Consider the following 22,690-nt stretch of genomic DNA (forward strand, 5'->3'; position numbering starts at 1 on the left):
GTGATTATTGAGTGATTATTTCTTGGGCAAGCGTATGCAATGCCTGTGCCAAGGGGAATAGTTCTTCAGCAAATTACCGCTGGCCGCGTCATATCTTCTCACACGGCGGCGTAACGGCGCGATGATGCCTATTCTGGCATCATGCTTGCAGCGGTTGGCTCCAGATTTCAGTCGACGGAGCCCTTTGATGCGTGCGCGCAATTCGATCCTGATGGCCGCCCTGGCGTTGGCCATCACTGCCGGCTGGCCGGCGCTCTCGGCCCGGGCCGAGTCCGTCGTCCGCTACGGCATCTCGATGGCCGATATCCCGCTGACGACCGGTCAGCCCGACCGCGGCGCCGGCGCCTATCAGTTCACCGCCTACACGATCTACGATCCGCTGGTCGCCTGGGAGATGGACGTCGCCGACCGGCCGGGCAAACTGGTGCCGGGGCTGGCCACCGAATGGAAGGTCGACGATGCCGACAAGACCAAATGGCGCTTCACCCTGCGCAGGAACGTGAAATTCCACGACGGCAGCGACTTCAACGCCGACGCCGTGATCTGGAATCTCGACAAGGTGCTGAACGACAAGGCGCCGCAATTCGACAAGCGGCAGAGCGCGCAGGTCAAGACCCGCCTGCCCTCGGTCGCGAGCTACGCCAAGATCGACGATTTCACCGTCGAGATCACCACCAAGACGGTCGATTCCTTCTTCCCCTACCAGATGCTCTGGTTTCTGGTTTCGAGCCCGGCGCAATATGAAAAGCTCGGCCGCGACTGGGACAAGTTCGCCAGCCAGCCCTCCGGCACCGGTCCGTTCAAGCTGACCAAGCTGGTGCCGCGCGAACTGGCGGAGCTCACCAAGAACCCGGACTATTGGGACAGGAAGCGGATTGCGAAGGTCGACAGACTGATCCTGATCCCGATGCCGGAGGCGCTGACCCGCACCAACGCGCTGCTCGCCGGACAGGTCGACCTGATCGAGACGCCGGCGCCCGATGCCGTACCGCAGCTCAAGGCGGCCGGCATGAAGATCGTCGACAACATCACGCCGCATGTCTGGAATTATCATCTGAGCGTGCTGCCCGGCTCGCCCTGGACCGACATCCGCCTGCGCAAGGCGCTCAATCTCGCGATCGACCGCGACGCAGTGGTCGGCCTGATGAACGGGCTGGCCAAACCCGCCAAGGGCCAGGTCGATCCGTCGAGCCCGTGGTTCGGCAAGCCGAGCTTCGAGCTGAAATACGACCTCGCCGCCGCCAAGAAGCTGGTCGAGGAAGCCGGCTACTCGAAGGAGAAGCCGCTCAAGACCACCTTCATCATCGCCCAGGGCGGCACCGGACAGATGCTGTCGCTGCCGATGAACGAATTCCTGCAGCAGAGCTTCAAGGAGATCGGCATCGACATCGACTTCAAGGTGGTCGAGCTCGAGACGCTCTATACGCATTGGCGCAAGGGCGCCGCCGACGAGATGAACGCCGGCATCACTGCCAACAACATCGCCTATGTCACCTCGGACCCGCTCTACGCCATCGTGCGCTTCTTCCATTCCGGCCAGGTCGCGCCGGTCGGCGTCAACTGGGGCGGCTACAAGAACCCGAAGGTCGACGCGCTAATCGATGAGGCGAAGCAGACCTTCGACACCGCCAGGCAGGACGAGCTCTTGGCCCAGGCGCACGCGCTGATCGTCGACGACGCCGCGCTGGTATGGGTGGTGCACGACACCAATCCGCACGCGCTGTCGCCGAAGATCAAGACCTTCGTGCAGGCGCAGCACTGGTTCCAGGATCTGACGCAGATCGGGCTGGAGTAGATATCTCCATCGTCGTCCCGGCGAAGGCCGGGACCCATAGCCACAAGTGCATGCTGTTAGAAAGCCGTCTGGCCGCTTGCCCACTGCGCCGGCCGCAGCGTATGGGTCCCGGCCTTCGCCGGGACGACAGCGAGGTTGTAGGGCGGGCGAAGCGACTTGTCCGCCGTAGCTCGCAGAGCGAAGGCGGAAGCGTGCCCACCACATCTTGCTCTGCTCGTGATGGTGGGCACGCCGCTTGCGCTCCTTTGCCCACCCTACGACCTCTCCACCGTCGTCCCGGCGAAGGCCGGGACCCATAGCCACGAATGGGTTTTGTTAGAAAGCCGTCTGGCCGCTCGCCCATTACGCTGGCCGCGGCGTATGGGTCCCGGCTTTCGCCGGGACGACGGAAAGCTATTTCGTCGTCAACGCAAACGCGCCGTCCCAATCGTCCGGCGGCGGCTGCTTCTGGAAGCCGCGGATGCGCGCCTCGTAGAGATCGTAGAGATATTGCAGCGTATGCGCCTCGTCGGTCCTGCGGCCGCGCTCGATCGCGGCGAGCGCGCCGTCCCAGTCGCGGCTGCGGTAGCAGGCGAGCATCTCGATCGTGAGGTTGCGCAGCCGCTGGAAGCGGCCGGAATGCGCGACGTCCTCGCGGCCGGCGATCGCGTAGACCACCTCGGGCTCCTTCTTGCCCTTGACCATGATGAAGTCGAGCTCGAGGATCGCGAACTTGTCCTTCACCGCAAGCGCGGTCTTCGATCCCACGATGATCGGAAAGCCGTATTCCTTGGACTGCCCCTCCAGCCGCGAGGCCAGGTTGACGCTGTCGCCGAACACCGAATAGTCGAAGCGCACGTCGGAGCCCATGTTGCCGACCACGCAGGTGCCGGTGTTGAGGCCGACGCCGATGTTGAGCGGCACGTAGACATGGCCGCCCTCCTGCGCTTCCTCCTCGCGCTCCCGGTTGAGCGCGTCGACCCGTTCCAGCATGTCGAGCGCGGCTTCACAGGCATTGAGCTGGTGCCGCTTGTCGTCGAGCGGCGCGTTCCAGAACGCCATGATGGCGTCGCCCATGTATTTGTCGATGGTGCCCTTGCGGGCGAGGATCGCGTTGGAGAGCGGCGTCAGGAAGCGGTTCATCAGCGCGGTGAGGCCCTGCGGATCGCTCTTGTAGGTCTCCGAGATCGCGGTGAAGCCGCGCATGTCCGAGAACATGATGGTCATCTCGCGCTCCTCGCCGCCGAGCACGAGCTTCTCCGGCGAATGCGCCAGCTGCTCGACCAGCGCCGGCGACATGTATTGCACGAATTGCGTGCGGATCTGCCGGCGCTGCTGCTGTTCGCGCACGAAGGAGGAGAAGATCAGCGTGAGGTAGATCGCGGTGGTCGACATCAGCGGATAGGTGAAATCGATCAGCAGCCGGTGCTGGGTGTAGAAATACCAGGAGGTGCCGATCAGCACCGACGCGAACAGCCCGCCGACCGCGACCAGCGTCACGGGGCCGAACTTCGGGGCAAAGGCGATGACCAGGAGCCCCATGATCATCGCGGCAAAGAACTCGACGCCGAAGCCGTAGTTCGGTTGCGACACCACCTCGCCGGTGAGCGCGCTCTCCAGCACCTGGGCATGAACCTCGACGCCGGCCATCACCGGCGACACCGGCGTCGTCTTGATGTCGTTCAGCCCGATCGACGACGTACCGATCAGGACCAGCTTGCCCGCGATCTTGTCCGGCGTCACGTTGCCTTGCAGCACGTCGATCGCCGAGACATAGATCGAGGGATCGCGGCGGGCGTAGTGAATCCAGAGCTGGCCGTTGCGATCGGTCGGGATCGAAAAACCCTTGACGCCGATGCTCTGGACGCCGGCCTTGTCGGCCTTGATCAGGATGGTGCTCGAGCCGCTCGCCAGGCGCAGCATCTCGAAGCTCAGCGACGGCATCATCACGCCCTGCGCCAGCATGATCATCGGCACGCGCCGCACGATGCCGTCACGCTCCGGCCGGATCGTGAACAGGCCGCGTCCGGCCGCCGCCTCCTCCAGCACCGGCACGTTGCGCAACAATCCCGGGAATTGGAAGATGAACGGCTGCGGCTCCTCGCCGAGCGTGGCAAGGCCGGTGACCGGCAGCTTCTCGTTCAGGTCGGCGCGAACGTTGGGGCCGCCGGATTCGCCGAGCACCACGCGCGAGTTCCTGATCGCGTCGGCCAGGATGCTGTCGTTGCTCGGCAGCTGCCGCAGCCGGGCCCGCATCTCCTCGTCGAGACTGCCGAAGGTGTCCGCCGCGATCTCGGGGTTGAGGCGATCCGGCTCGGGAAACACCGCATCGAATGCGATCACGACGGCGCCGAGCCGCGTCAGGTTGGTGACGATCTCGGCGATCCGGGTGCGCGGCCACGGCCACTGGCCGAGCCGTGGATCGGCGAGGCTCTTCTCGTCGATATCCACGATGGTCACCGGGCGCACGGTCTTGTTGCGGGGCGACAGCAGCTGGAAGGTATCGAAGGTTCTGACCCGAATCTCCTGGACCGGGGGCGGATCGGCAATCCGCAGCGCGGCGACGCCGATCAGCAGCCCCACGCAGGCCAACCGCGCGTAGCCGAAGCGCCGCGCAAAGAATCGTCGTATCGCCCTCAGCCGTCTCATGCGGTCTGGATATCACGCCGGGCCGGATTGCGGCACCGGATTCCCGCAGGACGCATCGTTAACGATCCGAGCCGAAGCGGCGCGGCAGATCGATCATCCGATCGGTCCACGCCCTTCACCCGCGATGCCGCTTCGTCTATGGGTAGACCGCAAACCCGGACCATGGTCACCGATGTCCAACCTCTCGAGCGGGACGCCTCCACAGCCTGCGGGACACCATGAAGGGATCCGTGTGCTGCTGCGGGCCGGCCGGAACGACGAGGCCATCGTCCGGCTCTGCGCCATCACCGTCAGCGATCCCGACGACCTCGTCGCCAGGGAATTGCTGTTCGATGCGTTCTTCCAGAAGCGCTGCTGGGAGCCGGCGCTGGCGCTTGCCGAGGAGCTGAGCCGGCGCCAGCCGGACAATGCGCGGCTGGAGAAATCGCGGATCGCGACGTTGACCAACATGCGGCGCTACGACGAGACCATCGCGGAAGCGACGCGATATCTCGCGCGTCACGGCGACGACCTCACCATCCTCGATACGCTGAAGGTCGCAAGCTTCTACACCGGAAAGATCGACGACGCGATCCGTCATGGGCAGCGCGCGCTCGACCTGCGCGACGCCGAAGCCTGCCGCAATCCGCCACCGTTCCCCCTGCGCGAGCCGGCTTCCCCGCCGGCCGGCGCGAACGTCATTTCGTTTTCGCTGTGGGGCACCGCGCCCTTCTATTGCTATGGCGCCATGATCAACCTCGTGCTCAGCCGCACCGTGTATCCCGGCTGGAGCTGCCGGTTCTATGTCGACGGCAGCGTGCCGCCGGCCTGCGTCGCCTTCCTGCGCGACAATGGCGCCGACGTCAGGAAAATCGAGGACGAATATCCGCGCGTCGGCCTGTTCCAGCGCTTCCTGGTGATGAACGATCGCACGGTCGGGCGCTTCCTGGTACGCGACTGCGATTCGCGGCTGTCCACCGCCGAGGCCGAGCTGGTCCAGCAATGGATCGAGAGCGGCTATCCGTTTCACGTCGTGCGCGATCACGTCCTGCACAACGAATTGATGATCGGGTGCACCTGGGCCGGCCGCACCGATTGCGGGCTCGACATGGTCGAACTGATGCGGCGCTATTTCACGCAGGGCCCGACCGCGAAATACGGCCACGACCAGCGCATGCTCGGCCTGATGCTGTGGCCGTTGATCCGGAACCGGTGCCTGGTTCATGACCGGCATTACCGGCTGCCCGGGGTGCACAGCCGCCCGCTCGCCGCACGCAAGGGACATTTCGGCGCCGGCCACCAGAACCTTGCCGCCGTGCTCGCGGAGGTCGACCGGCTGGGCATTCCGCGATTGAGCCCCGACCATTCCTAGAGCTCCGTTGCGATGCAATCGGAGCGGAGCTCCAGGTTTTCGTTTTGACGCGTTCTCTTCACGCGAACCGGTATCCACTTCGCTCGACAACGCTCTCGAGCGCGCCGATCAGCCGCCGGGATGCAGGATGAAATCGCTCATCTTGAGGTTCGAGCGATTGACCCCCGAAAGCAGGATCGAGTCATCCGCATCGAGATGGATCAGCGCGCCGCTGGCGGTCTGCTGGACATCGCTGTTGAGCCATGCGTCGAACGAATCGGTGTTGCCCTGCTCGAACGGCTGGCTGTCGAACAGATTGATCTTGTCGAGGCCGGGCGCGAAATCGGTGATGGTGTCGTTGCCCGTGCCGGCGCGGAACACGAACTGATCGGCGCCCCCGCCGCCGGTGAGCGTGTCGGTATAGCCGGTCGCGAAGATCACGTCCTTGCCGTCCGTGCCCTGAAGCGTGACGCTCGGCCCCTCGCCCGCCACGTTGAAGATAAAGTTCACGGTGTCGGTGGCGCCGCTGCCGTCGCTGACGGTCACCGAGACCTTGTCGGTCGGCGGCAAGCTGTCGCCAGCATGGTAGGTCAGGCCGTTGTCCAGCGTGCAGTTGATGTCGCGGAGGGACCCGGAGTCGGTCGATGGCGTCACGAAGCTGCCGTCGGAGTCGGTCGTGACGTTGAGGCTGAACGACTCTCCGCGCCGCGCGTCGGCGTCCGACACGGATAGTCCGCCGATCGTCATGCCGCCGCCTTCGTCGCTGAAGACCTGCAGGTCGCAGACCGAGATCACCGGTGCCTGGTCGACATTCACCGTCGTAGACAGGTAGCCAGTGTCGCTGCCGTGATGGTCGGTACCGTCGCCGTCGTTGAGGGCGAACTCCACCGTGCGCTGCCCGCTTTCCGGACTCTCGCTGGTGTTCTGGAACTGGACCGCCTGGATCAGATGCGCGACCGCGTCGCTCGTCGCGGACGCATTCAGGTCGATCGACAGATTGCCGACGCTGTCGCTCAGCGTGCCGATCGAGACGGCGTGCGTCGGATTGCCGTCCCCGTCGGCATCGTACATGACGGTGGTGCCGGACACCGAGATGTACTGATCGCCGGTGATCGAGAGCAGGTCGCCGTCGTGCGCTCCCTCTACGATCGACGCGGTCAGCGATCCGCCATTGAAGTCTGTGCTGTCGACATCGCTGACCGAGACAGCGGTCACGAGAGGCACCGCCGTCCCGTGCCCTAGATAGGTCGCATCGAGGTCCTTGGCGGCCAGCACGGGCGCGTCGTTGGTGCCGTGGACATCGATCGTGATGTTCTGGGTCGTGCCGTCGGCGCTCGTCACCGTCAACGTATCGTGCTCGACCTCACCGGCAGCGAGTTGGTCCACCCGGTCGTGCACCAGCGCATAGGTCCATTGGCCGGTGTCGGCGTCGAAGGTAAAGTCGCCATAGGTGCCGGTCAGGGCCGCCTGGTCGACCGGCAGGAAGTAGCTCTGGCCGGGATCGACGTCCTGGACCGTCGCCGTGCCGCTGTCGACGTCGTTGGCGATAGTCGCGCCGCTGGGGATGACGATATGTTCATCCTCATACACGACGCCGGTGAGGTCGCCGCCGAACGTCGCCAGATGGTTGGTGATATCCACCGTCGTGGTGAAGAACGCGGAGTCGACGCCGCCATCGGCGGTGCCACCGCCGTCGTGGAGCGTGAAGGTCACGGTGCGCGTGCCGGTATCCGGCCGGGCGCTCGTGTTCTCGAACGCGATCGCCTGCGCCAGGGCAGCGATCGCCGCATTATCGGCATTACCGTTGAGGTCGACGGTCAGGCTGTTGAGGCTATCGATCAGCGTTCCGATCGTCACAGCGGCGCCGCTGCCGGCTCCGTCCGCATCGAACATGACGTTGCCGTTGACATCCACCGAGATTTGATCGTTGCCGACGATCTCCAGCGTATCGCCCTCGTGGCCGCCATCGGTCACCGTCGCCGTCAGCGAACCGCCGTCATAGTTGACGTTGTCGATGTCGCTGGCCGCGAAGTTGCCGGCCAGCGGGACGGCACCGCCGCCCGGTGCATAGGTGGACGCCAGGTCGTCGCCCGTGAACACCGGCGCGTCGTTGACGCCGTCGACATGCACCGTCAGCGTCGTCGTCGCGTGCGCGCCATGCGCGTCCGTGGTCTCGACCGTGAACGTATCGGCGAAGGTGCCATCCGGCAGCGCGTTGATCGCGGCGGCGTCGGGAATGTAGGTGTAGCTGCCGTCGGGATTCACGGTGAGCGAGCCGTAGTGACCCGCGACCGCGGTGTTGACCGGGGTGCCGTCCGCATTGGGCACGCCATAGCTCAGCGTGTCGCCGGTATCGCGATCGGCGCCGGCCAGTTGTCCGGTCAGGTTGTCAAAACTGTCATTCGCCGCGGTGTCGACCAGGGTGCCGGCATCGGCGTCGGCCAGTGTCGGGGTGTCGTTGGCGCCGGTGACGTCGACCGTCAGCGTCGCGACGCCGGTTGCGCCATGCGCATCGATGGTCTCGACCTGGAACGTGTCGGTATAGTTGCCGGCGGACAGCGCGTTGATCGCGGCGGCCTCCGGAACGTAGGTGTAGGTCCCGTCGGCATTCACCGTGAGCGAGCCGTAATGCCCGGCGACCGCACCGTCGGCCTGAGTGCCATCCGCGTTGAGCCCGGAATAGCTCAGCGTCGCGGTTTCGCCGTCGTCGACATCGTGGCCATGGAGCGTGCCGCTCAGCGGATCGAAGCTGTCATTCGCCGCGGTATCGGTCAGCGTGCCGGCATTGACGTCGGCCAGCGTCGGCGCGTCATTGGCGCCGTGGATCGTGATCGTGATCGCCTGATCGACCACGCCGCCATGGTGGTCGTTCAGCTCGATCGTGTAGGTCAGGGTCAGCGTCTCGCCGAGGGCGAGATAGTCGAAACTGCTGTCGGCGGCCGAGAACGTCCAGCCGTTCGATCCCGTGGCCCCGCCGGTCGAGTCGCTCAAGCTGCCCAGCGTGAGCCAGCTCAGCACGTCCTGATCGGCAAGGCCGCTCGTCGCGCCCTGTTCGGTCACGCCGGTGAGGGTGATGGTGTGGCTGTCGCTGAGATCGGCGTCGGTGAACGTCACGGCGCCGAATGCGCCGTCAGGCTTCGCCGAGCCGGTCGCGTCCGCAGCCTCGTAGACGTCCGCCGCCTGCGCCGCCGATGTGACGATCGGCGTGTCGTTGGTGCCGGTGACCGTGATCGTGACCGGCTGGCTGACAACGCCGCCGTGATGATCGTCGACCTGGATCATGTAGGTCAGCGTCAGCGTCTCGCCTTCGGCGAGATAGTCGAAATTCTTGTCCGCCGCCGAGAACGTCCAGGGCTGCGAACCGGTGACGCCATTGGTCGAGTCACCCAGCGTTCCGAGCGTGAGCCAGCTCAGCACCGTCGCCTGATCGGCAATGCCGCTGGTCACGCCCTGTTCGGTGACGCCGGCGATGCTGACGCTGTGGTGGTCGCTGAGATCGACGTCGGTGAAAGTCACCGCGCCCGACGCCGCATCCGGCTTGTCCGAACCGGTCACACCGTCCATCTCGGGGATCGTGGCTGCCTGCGTCTGCGAGGTGATCACGGGCGTGTCGTTGGTGCCGGTGATCGTGATCGTCACCGGCTGCGTCGCCATCCCGCCGTGAAGATCATCGACCTGGAGCAGGTAGGTTAGCGTCAGCGTCTCGCCCGCGGCGAGATAATCGAAGCTCTTGTCCGCGGCCGAGAATATCCAGTCGCGCGATCCGGTCACGCCGCCTGTCGAATCGGCAAAGGCGTGCAGCGTGAGCCAGCTCAGCACCGTGGCCTGGTCGGCAAGCCCGGTCGTCACGCCGTGCTCGGTCACGCCGGCCACGGTGACGCTGTGGCTGTCGCTGAGATCGACGTCGGTGAAGGTGACGGTGCCGGCAGCGTCGTCGGGCCGCTCCGAGCCGGTCAAGTCGCGCCCCTCGATGATCGCGGCCGCCTGCGTCTGCGATGTGATCTCCGGCGTGTCGTTGGTACCGGTGATCGTGATCGTGACGGGCAGCGTCACGACGCCGCCATGGCCGTCGTCGATCTCGATCGTGTAGGTCAGCGTCAGCGTCTCGCCGACCGCGAGATAGTCGAAATTCTTGTCCGGGGCCGAGAACGTCCAGCCGCGCGATCCCGTCGCGCCATCGGTGGCGTCGGTCAGTGCTCCCAGCGACAGCCAGTCCAGCACGGTCGCCTGGTCGACCAGCCCGGTCGCAACGCCGGAAACGCTGACGCCGGTGATGCTGACGGTGTGGGCGTCGGTCAGGTCCGCGTCGGTGAAGGTGAGCGTGCCGGTCACCTGATCCGGTGCCGCGGAACGCGTCGTGTCCGGAAGTTCGGTGATCGCGCCGGTCTGCGCCGCCGACGTCACGACCGGCGTGTCGTTGGTGCCGGTGATCGTGATGGTGATGGTCTGAAACCCGGTTTCGTTCAACAGCGCGTAATTGTTGTCGACGCGCGCCGTATAGGTCAGCGTCAGCGTTTCGCCGGCGGCCAGGAAGTCGAAGGCACTGTCGGCGAGCTTATAGCTCCAGGTCGCGGATCCGATATTGGCGTTGCCGGGATTTTGCAGGACGCCCAGCGGAACCTCGACTGCCTTGATCGCCGCTTTCTGCGCCTCCGTCAGCGACGAGGTGACGTCGTGGCTAGCCGCGTCGTGGTAAACGAACGAAGTGAAGCTCGCAGTCGCGGTCGGGACGTCGCCGAGATTGATGTCGACCCACCTGATCTGGCCCGACACCGCGTCGGGCGATCCGCTGTGCAGCTGCCCGGTCTGCTCGCTGAACGCCGAACTTGACGTGAAGACCTGCGGCGCCCCGGCAACGTGGTCACTCTTGGCGATCGCGGCGGCCTGCACCGCCGAGCCGCTGACGAGCCCGAGCAGATAAGACGTCACCACCACGTCATCGCCGTTCGCAAGCTTTAGGCCGGTCGAGAACGGGACGATGCTGTCGGTGAAATTCGTCGTCAGCTTGGTGTTGGGATTGTTGTTGTTGTCGGTGAACTTCATCGCGAAGACATCGGAGATGATCTTCTGCGCCTCGGACGACAGCTGCGCCGACGAGAGGAAGCTGACGGTGCCCTGGCCGTTGACGAGGGTCTGGGTGCCGGCCTGATCGACCGTCGCGATCGGGTTGAGCGTCGTCTTGTCGAACAGGATGTAGGAGCCGGTCGAGCCGTCCGGTTCGACCAGCACCTGGAATTTGGCCGGCGGCACGCCGCCGGTGCCCTGCACGTCGAAATCGATCTCGACCAGCACCGCGGTGCCGCGAATGCCCATGGTGGCGACCGGCGTGTCGACCTTCATGTCGCCGTGCTTGGCGGTCTGGCCGGCGACGAAGGAGATCGTGCCCTGCACCAGGCTCATCAGCGACGAATTGCTCGACCCGTTCGGGTCGTAGATCATCTCGTTCAGCACCATCTTGGCGTTCGAGCCGAGGCCGAACACAGTGCCGTCGATGAAGGTGAGGCCGAGCGAGGAATCGCTGCCGGCCTGCACCACGTCGCCCTTGTAGACATTGTCGCCCTGGTTCAGCACGATGGCCACGCCGTTGCGGATCGCGGTGGCGTTGCCGGTCAGCTTGGTGACATGGCCGATGACCTTGGGCGGCTCGGGCGTGCCGGCCTGGGCATATTGGGTGTAGCCGGTGAGTGCGTTGACGAGGTCGCCGGTCAGGTGGGCGCCGTCGGGCGAGGCCAGCGCTGCGCGCTTCTCGCCCTTGAAGTAGTCGTGCAGGACGAGTTCGTGGTCGTCCTTGGACAGCACGAGATCGACGCCGGAGCGCTTGAAGTCGGCGGTAAACAGGAATTGCCCGTCCTCGACGATGATCGAGTCGGCCGGGGCATGGGTGGAAACGGTGTCGACATGGACAGACCCACGCGCGTGGGCCTCCAGGCTCGGTAGGGAGCCGTCAAATTTATCGACAAAGTTCACCGCGGATCACCGCACGTAAGGTTAATAATCATAGAATATGCAAATAATTATGCTTGCATATCATCTGAGAGAGCGCGGCGAAACCACTCTCTGCTTGTGTGATCTTGCTGTGTGACGTCCGGTTTGGCAGAACAGCATCGGCTGCTTCCTGCGTATTCTATATAATTCGATCCCTTCTTTAGGTATCCAGGGATGGAATTGGCGCTCGAACAGGTATTGATCCACGTATTCGTGGTATTGTTCAGCATATTTTGACTTGCCTCTATTTCCCCTCAGCCTCGCGGCGGCATTTGACCCCAAATTTCCGGCTAATGCTGTGACTTAGCTTACAAATCACGCAGTTCCCGTGCCGACCGGGTTGTTAACCAGAAAGCAAGCATGAGGCAGCGGGAGGCGGTGAAAGGTTCGCCGGATGCGTTCACAAAACCGGTAAAGTTTTCGGGACCCCGCCGACGCGGCCTTTAGCGTCTTGCCTGCTTTCCCCACATCTTAAGCGGATTCAAAGCGCCGTCTGCCACGCTCACGGCATGAAACGATCCGGTCACGTGCGTGGGCTACAGCATTGCCCGCCGATGCCCGGACAGGGGTGTCACATGGGATTTTCGCTTCACCGGCGCGCGCTGCGCGCGGTCATGCTGGCTTGCGCCTTCGGCTGGCTCGTGCCGGTTGCCGAGCTCAACGCCGCATCGCTGCTCTCGCCCGGCCCGGCCGAATTGCTGCGGAAGTCGGCCGAGCCGTTCGGGCTGCCGACCGCGCTGCTCGTCGACGGCGGCCTGCGCGACAAATGGCTCGGCGTGCAGCGCCGGCTCGCCGACGAACTGGTGCAGCTCGCGATCTGCGACGGCGACCGCGCCGGCTGCGTCTCGCCGGAGGCGCTGCGTTTCCTCGGCATCATCGACGCCGGACGCGCGCACGACGGCCGTGCCCGGCTCGGCCAGATCAACCGCGCCGTCAATCTGGCGATCCGCCCGGGCAGCGACCTCGCGCTGTACGGCGAGGCCGACGTCTGGTCCTCGCCGCTCGCGACGCTGGCCAGGGGCGCCGGCGACTGCGAGGACTACGCGATCGCAAAATTCGTAGCCCTGCGCCAGGCCGGCGTCGCCGCAGACGACCTGCGGATCGTCGTCATGCATGATCAGCTCGGCGGCGAGGACCATGCCGTCGTCGCCGCCAGGCTCGACGGCCACTGGCTGACGCTCGACAACCGCCGCATGGCGATGATCGAGGATACCGACGTCAGGAGCTTCCGGCCGACCTTCGTGATCGACCAGAACGGCGTCAGCAAATATGTTGATACAGCACCCGTGATCGAGGCGGCGCTGCGGCCGGTGACGCGGGCAAATTGAACGGACGAGATCTATTCCGTCATCGCCAGGTGCATAGGGTGGGCAAGGGCGCACTTGCGCCATGCCCACCATCAATCGCACTGCTCGTGATGGTGGGCACGCTTCGCTTTACCCACCCTACGGATTTCGCCGAACGGATCGCTCAGAACATCAGATTGTCCTTCACCAGGACCCAGCGGCCGCCCTTGATCTGCTGCACCTGGGTGATGGTGTTGGCGAGATGGTCGGTCTTGGAGAATTTGGTCGGCGGCGAGTTGAAGATGTCGAGGAACTTGTCACCCGACTCCAGCGCATCCAGCATCTTCTGCCCGGTGAGGTCCTTGCCGGCCTTCTGGGCATAGAACGCGAAGGTCATCACCGCGTTGTAGCCGATGATCGCCTGGGTGTTGGCGTCGGTGTTGAACATCTTCTTGTAGTTGGCGAGCCAGTCCTTCACCTTGCCCTTGGCGGTGTCCTCATAGGGGATTTCGAAGCCCGAGGCCGCGTAGAGTCCTTCGACCGCCTCCTTGCCGAGTGTCGGCACTTCCAGCACGTTGGTCGGCGTGGCGCCGAGGAAGGTGACGTCCCAGCCGAGCTTCCTCGCCTCGCTCATCGCGCCGATGGTCTCGCGGATCACGGTGCCGAGCACGACGAGATCGCAGCCGTCGGATTTCATCTTGGCGACCTGCGCCGAGAAGTCGGAGGCGCCGCGTTTGTAGCTCGTGATTGAGGCCGGTTGCACCTTCATCGCCTCGAGCTGCTGGGTGAAGCCGTCGAGCACGTTCTTGCCGTACTCGTCGTCCTGGTGCATGACGCAGGGCTTCTTGAAGTTCTTCCACTCCATCATGTATTTGAGCGCGGCGCGGGTGCTCTCGACATAGGGCAGCAGGTTGTTGAACTTGAGCCGCTCCTGCGGCTTGGTCGGATCGAACTTGAAGGTGAATTCGGCGGCGGTGAGCGGAAACAGTTGCAGCACGCCGGCGTCGAACAGGATGTCCTGGGCGGCCAAGGTCGGCGCCGAGCCCATCGAGCCGATCATGACGAAGATCTTGTCGCGCTCGACCATCTTCTGCGAGGCCAGCACGCCCTTCTTCGGATCATAGCCGTTGTCCTCGAGGATCATCCTGAGCTTGCGGCCGTTGATGCCGCCGGAGGCGTTGATCTCCTCCACCGCCATCTTCATGCCGTTCGACACCGGCACGCCCCAGACCTTGATCGGGCCCGAGAGGTCCTGATGCGTCCCGATCACGATCTCGGTCGGCGAGATGCCCTGGTTGGTGACCTTGGTCTGGGCGATGGCCGGCAGGCAGGTCAGCGCCAGGGCGCTCACCGCAAGGCCCAGCGCTTTCAGCGATTTCGACATTGCAGTCTCCTCCTTCAGTGGCCCCCTTGTTGTGCGAAGGGTCGGGCCTGCGTCAGCCCTCCGCCGTTTCCGCCTGGTCTTGAACGATCGCGTCATGCGACCGCGCGCTCGCGATACATCGCGTCGATCTCGGCCGCGTAGCGCTTGTTCACGAAGTTGCGCTTCAGCTTCATGGTCGGCGTCAGCTCCTCGTCCTCCGGCGTGAGCTGGCGCTCGATCAAATAGAACCGCTTGATGGTCTCGACGCGCGCGAACTTGGTATTCACGGCCTCGACCTCGCGCTGGATCAGGTCCTGGATTTCACGGGCGCGGCACAGGCTCGCGTAATTGGTGAAGGGGATGTCGTGATCCTGGGCGAACTTCTCGACGTTCTCCTGGTCGATCATGATCAGACAGGTGAGATAAGGCCGCTGGTCGCCGATCACGACCGCGTCCGAGACGTAGGGCGAGAATTTCAGCTGGTTCTCGATCTCCGACGGCGTGATGTTCTTGCCGCCCGCGGTGATGATGATGTCCTTCATCCGGTCGGTGATCTTGACATAGCCTTCATTGTCGATCGCACCGACATCGCCGGTGTGCAGCCAGCCCTTGGCATCGATGGTCTCGGCGGTCTTCTCGGGCTGGTTGAGGTAGCCCATGAACAGGAAGTCACCCTTGATCAGGATCTCGCCCTTCGGGCAGATCATCACCTCGCCCCAGGGCGCGGCCTTGCCGACCGAGCCGAGCTTGACGCGGTCGGCCGGCATCATGGTGGCGACGCCGCAATTCTCGGTCTGGCCGTAGACCTCGCGCATGTCGAGGCCGAGCGCGAGATACCAGCGGATCAGATCCGGCGAGATCGGCGCCGCACCGGTCAGCGCGATCCGGCAGCGGTCGAGCCCGAGCATGCGGCGGATGTTGCGGAACACCAGCCAGTAGGCGGCGCGGTTCGCAAGCCGCAGTGACAACGGCGGCGTCTCGCCCTCGAGCCGGCACTCGGTCATGCGGTTGCCGATCGCGAGCGCGCGGGCGTACACAAATTGCTGGAACGGGGTTGCATCCTTCAGCGCGATGGTGATGCCCGAATAGAACTTCTCCCAGATCCGCGGCACCGCGAGGAATGCGGTCGGCTGCACCTCGCGCAGATTGTCCGGCACCGTCTCGGGGCTTTCGGCGAAATTCATCACCGAGCCGAGCGCGATCGAGAGGTAGTAGCCGCCGATCCGCTCGGCGACATGGCAGAGCGGCAGGAACACCAGCCGCTCCTCGGCATCGGTCGACGGGAAGAGATCGTTGGCGTGGCGCATCTGGTGCGTCACGCTGCGATTGGAATGCATCGCGCCCTTCGGCGGGCCCGTGGTGCCCGAGGTGTAGACCAGGATTGCGAGATCGGAGGCGGTGCGGCTGCCGGTCATCTCGTCCCACAAGGCATCGTTGCCTTGCGCATGGTTGCGGCCGAGCGCGGTGAATTCGGCGAGCGACAGCACCATCGGATCGGAGAAGCCGCTGAGCCCCTCCATGTCGAACACGATGATCTTCTGCAACGTCGGACATCGCGCGCGGCAGGCCAGCACCTTGTCGAGCTGCTCCTCGTCCTCGACGAAGACGATCTTCGTGCCGGAATCATTGACGAGATATTCGACCTGCATCGCCGAATCGGTCGGATAAATCCCGGAGGACACGCCGCCGGAGCACAGGATTCCCATGTCGGCATAGACCCATTCGGGCACCGCATTGGCGATGATCGAGGCGACGTCGCCGGCGCGGAAGCCCGTCGCATGCAGGCCGTAGGCGATGTCCCTGGAGATCTCGAGCCATTGCCGCCAGCTGGTCGGCTGCCAGATGCCGAACTTCTTCTCGCGGATCGCGGCCCTTTCGCCACGCGTCTGCACCGCGAGCAGAAAGCTCCTCGCGATCGTGTCTGCGACTGTCAGCACTGCCGGCTTGGCCATGCGCGCTTCCTCCTCTGTCGCCTGCCCGCGTGCCGGTTCTCGGTGCCGGTCTTGTTCGCGAATGCAGGAATGAACTCTAGCTGCCAATCCCTCTTACCGCCACGTCTTCTTCTTTTTCCAGCGTCGCTCGCCCCGCGCGCCGGCTTCCTTGGCGCCGAGATAGAACTCCTGGATGTCGGGTGAATTCATCAGCCGCTCGCAAGTGTCGTTCATGACGACGCGGCCGATCTCCAGCACATAGCCGTAATGCGCCGTCTCCAGCGCGATCTTGGCATTCTGTTCGACCAGCAGGATCGACATGCCCTGCTCCTCGTTGACGCGGCGGATGATGGTGAAGATCTCCTTCACCAGAATCGGCGACAGGCCAAGCGACGGCTCGTCGAGCAGCAGCAGCGTCGGCCGGTTCATCAGCGCGCGTCCGATCGCGAGCATCTGCTGCTCGCCGCCAGAGAGCTGCCCGGCCGGCTGGCCGAGCCGCTCCTTCAGCCGCGGAAAATAGCCGTAGACGCGTTCGAGGTCATCAGCCACGGCGTCGCGGTCGCGGCGCGGATACGCCCCCATCATCAGGTTCTCGCGCACCGACAGGAACGGAAACACCTCGCGCCCCTCCGGCACATGGCTCAGGCCGAGCCGCACGATCTTGTCGGCCTCCATGCGCTGGATCGGTCGCCCCAAGAATTCGATGCTGCCCTTCTGCGGGTCGAGGATGCCCGAGATCGTCTTCAGCACCGTGGTCTTGCCGGCGCCATTGGCCCCTAACAGCGTCACGATCTTTCCGCGCGGCACGTCGAGGCTGATGCCACGGATGGCCATGATCGGCCCATAATAGCTCTCGATGTTGCTGAGCTTGAGGATAATGTCCGATACGCTCATGGCATCATCCTCATGCGCCGAGATAGGCTGCGACGACGTCGGGATGGTGCTGCACCTCCGACGGCGAGCCCATCGCCAGCACGCGGCCATAGTTCAGCGCGATGACGCGGTCGGAGACGCGGTTGACCAGGGTCATGTCGTGCTCAACCATCAGCACGGTGATGCCGAGCTCGCTCTTCATGTCGCGTATCCAGAACGACATGTCGTCGGTCTCCTCGACATTCAGCCCCGAGGACGGCTCGTCGAGCAGGATCAGCTTCGGCTCCGAGCACAGCGCCCGCGCCAGCTCGATCACCTTGCGCACGCCATAGGGCAGGCCCGAGATCAGCTTGTCGCGGTAGGGTTCGAGATCGAGGAACTCGATCACCTGCTCGACCCTGCGGCGATGCAGCTTCTCGCCGTCGCGCACGCTCGGCAGGAACAGCAATTCCTGCCAGAGTTGCGTGGTGGAATGGCGATGGCGGCCGACCAGCAAATTGCTCAGCACGGTCGCGTTCTCGAACAGCTCGATGTTCTGGAAGGTGCGGGCAATACCGAGCCTGGCGATGTCATAGGCCGGCTCGCGGGTGATATCCTGGTCCTCGAAGAAGATCTTGCCGGAGGTCGGCGGATAGATCCGCGAGATCAGATTGAAGATCGAGCTTTTCCCCGCGCCGTTGGGCCCGATGATCGACAGGATCTCGCCCTTCTCGACCGCGAAGCTGACCGCATCGACCGCCTTCAGGCCGCCGAAATGCAAAGACAGGTTTTCGGCGCGGAAATAGCTCATCGGTTCCGCTCCGATTTCACATAGATCTTCTGCCGCTTGAAGGTGGCGCGCTTGTAGAGCGGGAACAGCTGGAAGAACAGCTTGATCTTCAACCACCGGCCGTAGAGCCCGAGCGGCTCGAACAGCACGAAGGCGACGATGATGATGCCGTAGATCGCGCCCTTCAAGCCGTTGAGCGAGGCGAACGCCGCAGCGGTGTCCTGGATGTGACCCGCACGCTCCGGGCTCGCACCGAGCGTCGCGGCGATGCCTGCGATCACGCCGGGCAAATCGTCCTTCAGATAGCTCAGGAACGGGTCGATCATCACCAGGAAGATCGCACCCAGCACCGCGCCATGCAGGCTGAAGATGCCGCCGATCAGGATCACGATGATGAACTCGATCGAGAGCTGCAGCGTGAACATCTCCGGCGAGATGAACGACATCTTGTGCGCAAACAGCACGCCGGCAAGGCCGGTGATGCCAGCCGAGATCGCGAACGACTTCACCTTGTAGAGCGAGACATTGATGCCCATGCTGCGCGCCGCGGTCTCGCTGTCGCGGATCGCGACGAAGGCGCGGCCGGTCGGCGCGCGCAGCAGGTTGAGCGTACCGACGATGGTCAGCACCAGCACCGCGAGGCAGAGGTAATAGAAGGTCGGGCTGTCGCGCGACACATTGGTGCCGAGCATCTGGATGGTCTTGACCCGCATGCCTTCATTGCCGTTGGTCACGCTCTCCCACCGCGCCATGATCTCCTCGACGATGAAGGCAAAGGAGATCGTCGCGATCACGAGATAGATGCCTTGCAGCCGCAACGCCGGAAAGCCGACCAGCGCGCCGACCACGCCGGTGAGCAGCCCCGCGGCGAGGAAATAGACCGGGAACGGCACGTTGAATTGTTGCAGATAGGCCGCGGTGTAGGCGCCGATCGCAAGGAAGGCGGCATGGCCGAGCGAGGCCTGCCCGGTGAAGCCGGTCAGGATCATCAGCCCGACGCCGACGGTGGCGTAGATGCAGACGAAGACGAGCTGGCTCACCAGATAGCTCGAGAGCAGGTAGGGCGCGATCAGCAGCACCGCGAGCAACAAGCCATAGGAGATGATGTAGCCCGAATGCGGCAGCAGCCTGATGTCGTCTTCGTAATCGGTCTTGAAGAGAAAGCGCATGGGTTCCCCTCAAACCTTCTTGCGGATGTGAGCGCCGAACAGGCCTTCCGGCTTGAGCAGCAGCACTGCGAGCAGCACCAGATAGGGCGCGACGTCCTTCCAGCCCTGCGGCAAATAGAAGCCGGCCATGCTCTCGATCACGCCGATCAGGACGCCGCCGACCACGGCGCCCGGGATCGAGCCGAAGCCGCCGAGCACGGCGGCCGGAAACGCCTTCAGCCCGAGCACCAGGCCGACATTGGAATGGATGAAGGTGATCGGCGCCAGCAGCACGCCGGCGCAGGTCGCGACCGCCGCCGAGATCGCCCAGACGATCGACACCACGCGTTTGACCGGAATGCCCATGTAGTAGGCCGCCAGCATGTTCTCGGAACTGGCCCGCATCGCGGTGCCGAGCGTGGTGCGGTTGAAGAACAGATAGAGCAGCGCGCACAGGATGATGGTCGCCGCGATCACCGACAGCTTGTCATAGGCGAGCACCAGAGAGCCGATCCGCAGCACGCCCTGGCTGAACGGCGTCTCGATCTTGAAGTCGTCGGTGCCCCAGATCATGCCGGCGACCGAGCGCAGGAAATAGCCCAGCCCGATGGTCGCCATGATGATGGAGAATTGCGGATAGCCGAGGATCGGCCGCACCACCAGCCGCTCCGCCAGCATGCCGAACAACGCCATGCAGATCACGGCACCGGCGAAGCCGACCCAGTAGTTCAATCCGAGCATGCCGATGAAGGTGAACGCGAAGAAGCCGCCCAGCATCATCAGATCGCCTTGCGCGAAATTGACGACCTCGGTGGCCTTGTAGACCAGCACGAAGCCGAGCGCGATCAGGCCGTAAACGCAGCCGAGCGCGATGCCGCTGACGAGCTGCTGAACAAAGTCCAGCATCGTTCCCTCCCCGATGCGCGGCGATTCTCTTCCGATCGCCTGCCGCATCCCGCCTCCGCGCCCTTGTGTCGAAAGCGCTGGAAGCCGCTATGTCCGTCCCGGATTGAGCCAAAAGGCCCGATCCCTGTCAACAAACCGCCGACCGGCCGCCATCATCACATTTGCGGAGAAATGCCGCAGCACGGACTATTACGGATAACGCCTTCGATTTGTGTGGGGCGATTCACCGCACCGAAACGGTTCTTGGCCCACAATGCACGCAACCGACGGGCGAAATCGGGGATCGCGACGACATCATGACAGCAGGCCTCATGACAACAGGACTCGCCGCACTCTCCGTGCGAGGGTTAACCAAGCGTTTTGACCGCCCGGCGGTCGACGCGCTCGATCTCACCGTACGCGTCGGCGAGTTCTATGCGCTGCTCGGCCCGAACGGCGCCGGCAAGACCACGACGCTGCGCATGGTGGCGGGGCTGCTCAAGCCCGATGCCGGCTCAGTGTCGATCCTCGGCATCGACGCGCTCACCGATCCGGTCGCCGCCAAGCAGATCATGGCCTGGGTGTCCGACGAGCCGATGATCTACGACAAGCTGACGCCGCTGGAATATCTCGAATTCGTCGCCGGCCTGTGGGGCGTCGATCCCCGAAAGTCCGAGGCATCGGCGCGCGACCTGCTGGTCTCGCTCGGGCTCGAGCAGCACCTCGACGAACGCTGCGAGGGATTTTCAAAGGGCATGCGCCAGAAGGTGGCGCTGGCCGGCGCGCTGGTGCACGATCCGCGGCTGATCATCCTCGACGAGCCCTTGACCGGCCTCGACGCGCTGTCGGCGCGTCATGTCAAGGGATTGCTGCAGGAGCGCGTCCGCGCCGGCTGCACCGTGATCATGACCACGCATATCCTCGAGGTCGCCGAGCGGATGGCCGACCGCATCGGCGTCATCGCCGCCGGCACCTTGATCGCCGAAGGCACGCTCACCGAGCTGCGTCAGCAGAGCGGCCGCAACGACACCAGCCTGGAAGATATGTTCATCGCGCTGGTCGATACCGAAGCGGCGGCCGCGTGAGCAGCGCCGCACCTCTCTCCTGGTTCGCCCGCCACGAATTCCGCCTCGCCTGGCGCGAGTGGCTGGCGATGATGACCGGCGGCCGGCGCCGCCGCAACCGCGCCGTGATCGGGCTCCTGATCTTCGCCGCGGTGCTGCATCTGCCGGCCTATGCCGTGGTCGGCCGCTTTGCCGACCTGCAATTCCCGCTCGATCCGTCCTCGCTGATCGTGCTGACCTCGACGATCTTCCTGTCCTGGGCGTTGATCCTGTCACAGGCGATCGAATCAGTGACGCGGGTGTTCTATGCGCGCGCCGATCTCGACCTGATCATGTCGTCGCCGGCCAAGCTCACCAACATCTTCTCGATCCGGATCGCTGCGATCGCGCTGACGGTGAGCAGCATGGCGCTGTTGCTGTCGGCGCCGTTCATCGACGTGCTGGCCTATCTCGGCGGCGCGCGCTGGCTCACCGGCTTCGGCGTCGTCATCGCGATCGGCCTGTCGGCAGCAGCCACCGCGATCGCGCTGACCGTGTGGCTGTTCCGCGTGATCGGGCCGGCACGGACGCGGCTGGTGGCGCAGATCGTCTCCGCCATCATCGGCGCAGGCTTCGTCATCGCGCTGCAGGTCGTCGCCGTGCTGTCCTACGGCACGCTGTCGCGCTTCGCCTTCCTGACCTCCGACACCGCGGCACGGATCGCGCCCGGTCCTGACAGCCTGGTCTGGTGGCCGGCGCGCGCCGCGCTCGGCCAGCTCGACGTCATGCTGCTGCTGGTCGCCATCGGCCTGCTGATGCTCGGCCTGGTCATGGCGGTGTTCGCGCCGCGCTTCGCCGACACGGTCGCAAGCGTGGCGGCCAATCCGGCCACAACCACGCGCGGACGAACCCGCGCCTTCCATGTCGGCTCGCGCTCGCAGGCGTTGCGCCGGAAGGAGTTTCTGCTGCTGCGCCGCGATCCCTGGCTGCTGTCGCAGAGCCTGATGCAGATGCTCTATCTGGTGCCGCCGGCGCTGATGCTCTGGAAGAGCTTCTCCGATTCCTCGACCGCGATCGTGCTGATCACGCCCGTGATCGTGATGGCCGCGGGCCAGCTCGCCGGCGGGCTGGCCTGGCTGACGATCTCGGGCGAGGACGCCGCCGATCTGGTGGCGACCGCGCCGCTGCCGCCGGCGCGCGTGATCCGCGCCAAGATCGAGGTGGTGCTGATGGCGATCGCGCTGGTCTTTGCGCCGCTGGTGATCGCGCTGGCCTTCGCTTCGCTCGGGCAGGCTGCCGTCACCGCGATCTCCGTGATCATCGCGACCGCATCCGCTGCCGCGATCCAGCTCTGGTTCCGCGCGCAGGCGAAGCGCAGCCAGTTCCGCCGGCGCCAGACCTCGTCGCGCGTTGCCACCATCGCGGAGGCCTTCTGCTCGATCGGCTGGGCCGCGACAGCGGCATTGGCCCTGACGATCCCGGTCGCCGCCGTCGTCAGCGGCATTCTGACGCTGCTGACGCTGGCCGCCGCCTGGAAGATCAGCCCGCGACGCGGCTAGCGCGGCCGCGCCATAACGCCTCGCTATCCCATTGAACCAGAAACGGATTTCCAGCGGTTCGCGCGGCAGGGGCGCCATCGTGCGCTGTCATCGAA

Annotated in this window: 13 protein-coding genes; 5 read left to right on the forward strand and 8 right to left on the reverse strand. The window is 64.6% G+C overall.

Features of this window, described 5'->3' with window-relative positions; genetic code table 11:
• Nucleotides 1–187 precede the first annotated feature (187 nt).
• The gene (locus IC762_RS33270) at nucleotides 188–1,795 is read left to right on the forward strand and encodes an ABC transporter substrate-binding protein (protein ID WP_195786297.1); all 1,608 of its coding nucleotides are present in this window, start codon (nucleotides 188–190) and stop codon (nucleotides 1,793–1,795) included.
• Nucleotides 1,796–2,188: 393 nt separating this feature from the next.
• Here IC762_RS33270 and IC762_RS33275 read toward each other — a convergent pair whose 3' ends face one another.
• Nucleotides 2,189–4,423, reverse strand: a complete 2,235-nt coding sequence (locus IC762_RS33275; RefSeq protein WP_195786298.1) for a CHASE2 domain-containing protein — start codon at nucleotides 4,421–4,423, stop codon at nucleotides 2,189–2,191.
• A 232-nt stretch (nucleotides 4,424–4,655) separates the two neighbouring features.
• Here IC762_RS33275 and IC762_RS33280 point away from each other — a divergent pair, with 232 nt between their 5' ends.
• Nucleotides 4,656–5,774, forward strand: a complete 1,119-nt coding sequence (locus tag IC762_RS33280) for a tetratricopeptide repeat protein (protein ID WP_195786299.1) — start codon at nucleotides 4,656–4,658, stop codon at nucleotides 5,772–5,774.
• Between the two features lie 108 nt (nucleotides 5,775–5,882).
• Here the strand turns inward: IC762_RS33280 and IC762_RS33285 are convergent, their stop codons facing one another.
• Nucleotides 5,883–11,720: a VCBS domain-containing protein gene (locus tag IC762_RS33285; RefSeq protein WP_195786300.1), complete on the reverse strand. Its 5,838-nt coding sequence runs from the start codon at nucleotides 11,718–11,720 to the stop codon at nucleotides 5,883–5,885.
• 593 nt (nucleotides 11,721–12,313) lie between these two features.
• On the opposite strand from IC762_RS33285, the gene IC762_RS33290 reads away from it, so the two are divergent.
• A complete protein-coding gene (locus IC762_RS33290) occupies nucleotides 12,314–13,066 on the forward strand; it encodes a transglutaminase-like cysteine peptidase (protein WP_195786301.1) in 753 nt (250 codons plus the stop codon).
• Nucleotides 13,067–13,208: 142 nt separating this feature from the next.
• Here the strand turns inward: IC762_RS33290 and IC762_RS33295 are convergent, their stop codons facing one another.
• The 6 genes from IC762_RS33295 to IC762_RS33320 all read right to left on the reverse strand — a co-directional run bounded on the left by IC762_RS33295 (nucleotide 13,209) and on the right by IC762_RS33320 (nucleotide 20,014).
• Nucleotides 13,209–14,408 (reverse strand): ABC transporter substrate-binding protein, encoded by a 1,200-nt coding sequence (locus IC762_RS33295; protein WP_195786302.1) that lies wholly within the window; start codon nucleotides 14,406–14,408, stop codon nucleotides 13,209–13,211.
• A gap of 92 nt (nucleotides 14,409–14,500) precedes the next feature.
• Complete coding sequence (locus tag IC762_RS33300) at nucleotides 14,501–16,339, reverse strand: AMP-dependent synthetase/ligase (RefSeq protein ID WP_195786303.1); 1,839 nt, start codon at nucleotides 16,337–16,339, stop codon at nucleotides 14,501–14,503.
• A gap of 93 nt (nucleotides 16,340–16,432) precedes the next feature.
• Nucleotides 16,433–17,212, reverse strand: coding sequence for an ABC transporter ATP-binding protein (locus IC762_RS33305; RefSeq protein WP_195786304.1), 780 nt, complete (start codon nucleotides 17,210–17,212; stop codon nucleotides 16,433–16,435).
• Between the two features lie 10 nt (nucleotides 17,213–17,222).
• Nucleotides 17,223–17,981, reverse strand: a complete 759-nt coding sequence (locus IC762_RS33310) for an ABC transporter ATP-binding protein (protein ID WP_195786305.1) — start codon at nucleotides 17,979–17,981, stop codon at nucleotides 17,223–17,225.
• Nucleotides 17,978–19,129 (reverse strand): branched-chain amino acid ABC transporter permease, encoded by a 1,152-nt coding sequence (locus IC762_RS33315; protein ID WP_195786306.1) that lies wholly within the window; start codon nucleotides 19,127–19,129, stop codon nucleotides 17,978–17,980. Before IC762_RS33315 ends, IC762_RS33310 begins: the two co-directional genes overlap by 4 nt.
• A gap of 9 nt (nucleotides 19,130–19,138) precedes the next feature.
• Nucleotides 19,139–20,014 carry a branched-chain amino acid ABC transporter permease gene (locus tag IC762_RS33320; RefSeq protein ID WP_195786307.1) on the reverse strand — a complete coding sequence of 292 codons (876 nt, stop codon included), beginning with the start codon at nucleotides 20,012–20,014 and terminating at the stop codon, nucleotides 19,139–19,141.
• Nucleotides 20,015–20,325: 311 nt separating this feature from the next.
• Here IC762_RS33320 and IC762_RS33325 point away from each other — a divergent pair, with 311 nt between their 5' ends.
• Together IC762_RS33325 and IC762_RS33330 are read left to right on the forward strand one after the other, a co-directional pair.
• Nucleotides 20,326–21,078 carry an ABC transporter ATP-binding protein gene (locus tag IC762_RS33325; protein ID WP_195786308.1) on the forward strand — a complete coding sequence of 251 codons (753 nt, stop codon included), beginning with the start codon at nucleotides 20,326–20,328 and terminating at the stop codon, nucleotides 21,076–21,078.
• Nucleotides 21,075–22,595 carry a permease gene (locus IC762_RS33330; protein WP_195786309.1) on the forward strand — a complete coding sequence of 507 codons (1,521 nt, stop codon included), beginning with the start codon at nucleotides 21,075–21,077 and terminating at the stop codon, nucleotides 22,593–22,595. The genes IC762_RS33325 and IC762_RS33330 overlap by 4 nt, the downstream gene beginning before the upstream one ends.
• Nucleotides 22,596–22,690 lie beyond the last annotated feature (95 nt).

It is taken from the genome of Bradyrhizobium genosp. L, assembly GCF_015624485.1.
Lineage (GTDB): Bacteria > Pseudomonadota > Alphaproteobacteria > Rhizobiales > Xanthobacteraceae > Bradyrhizobium.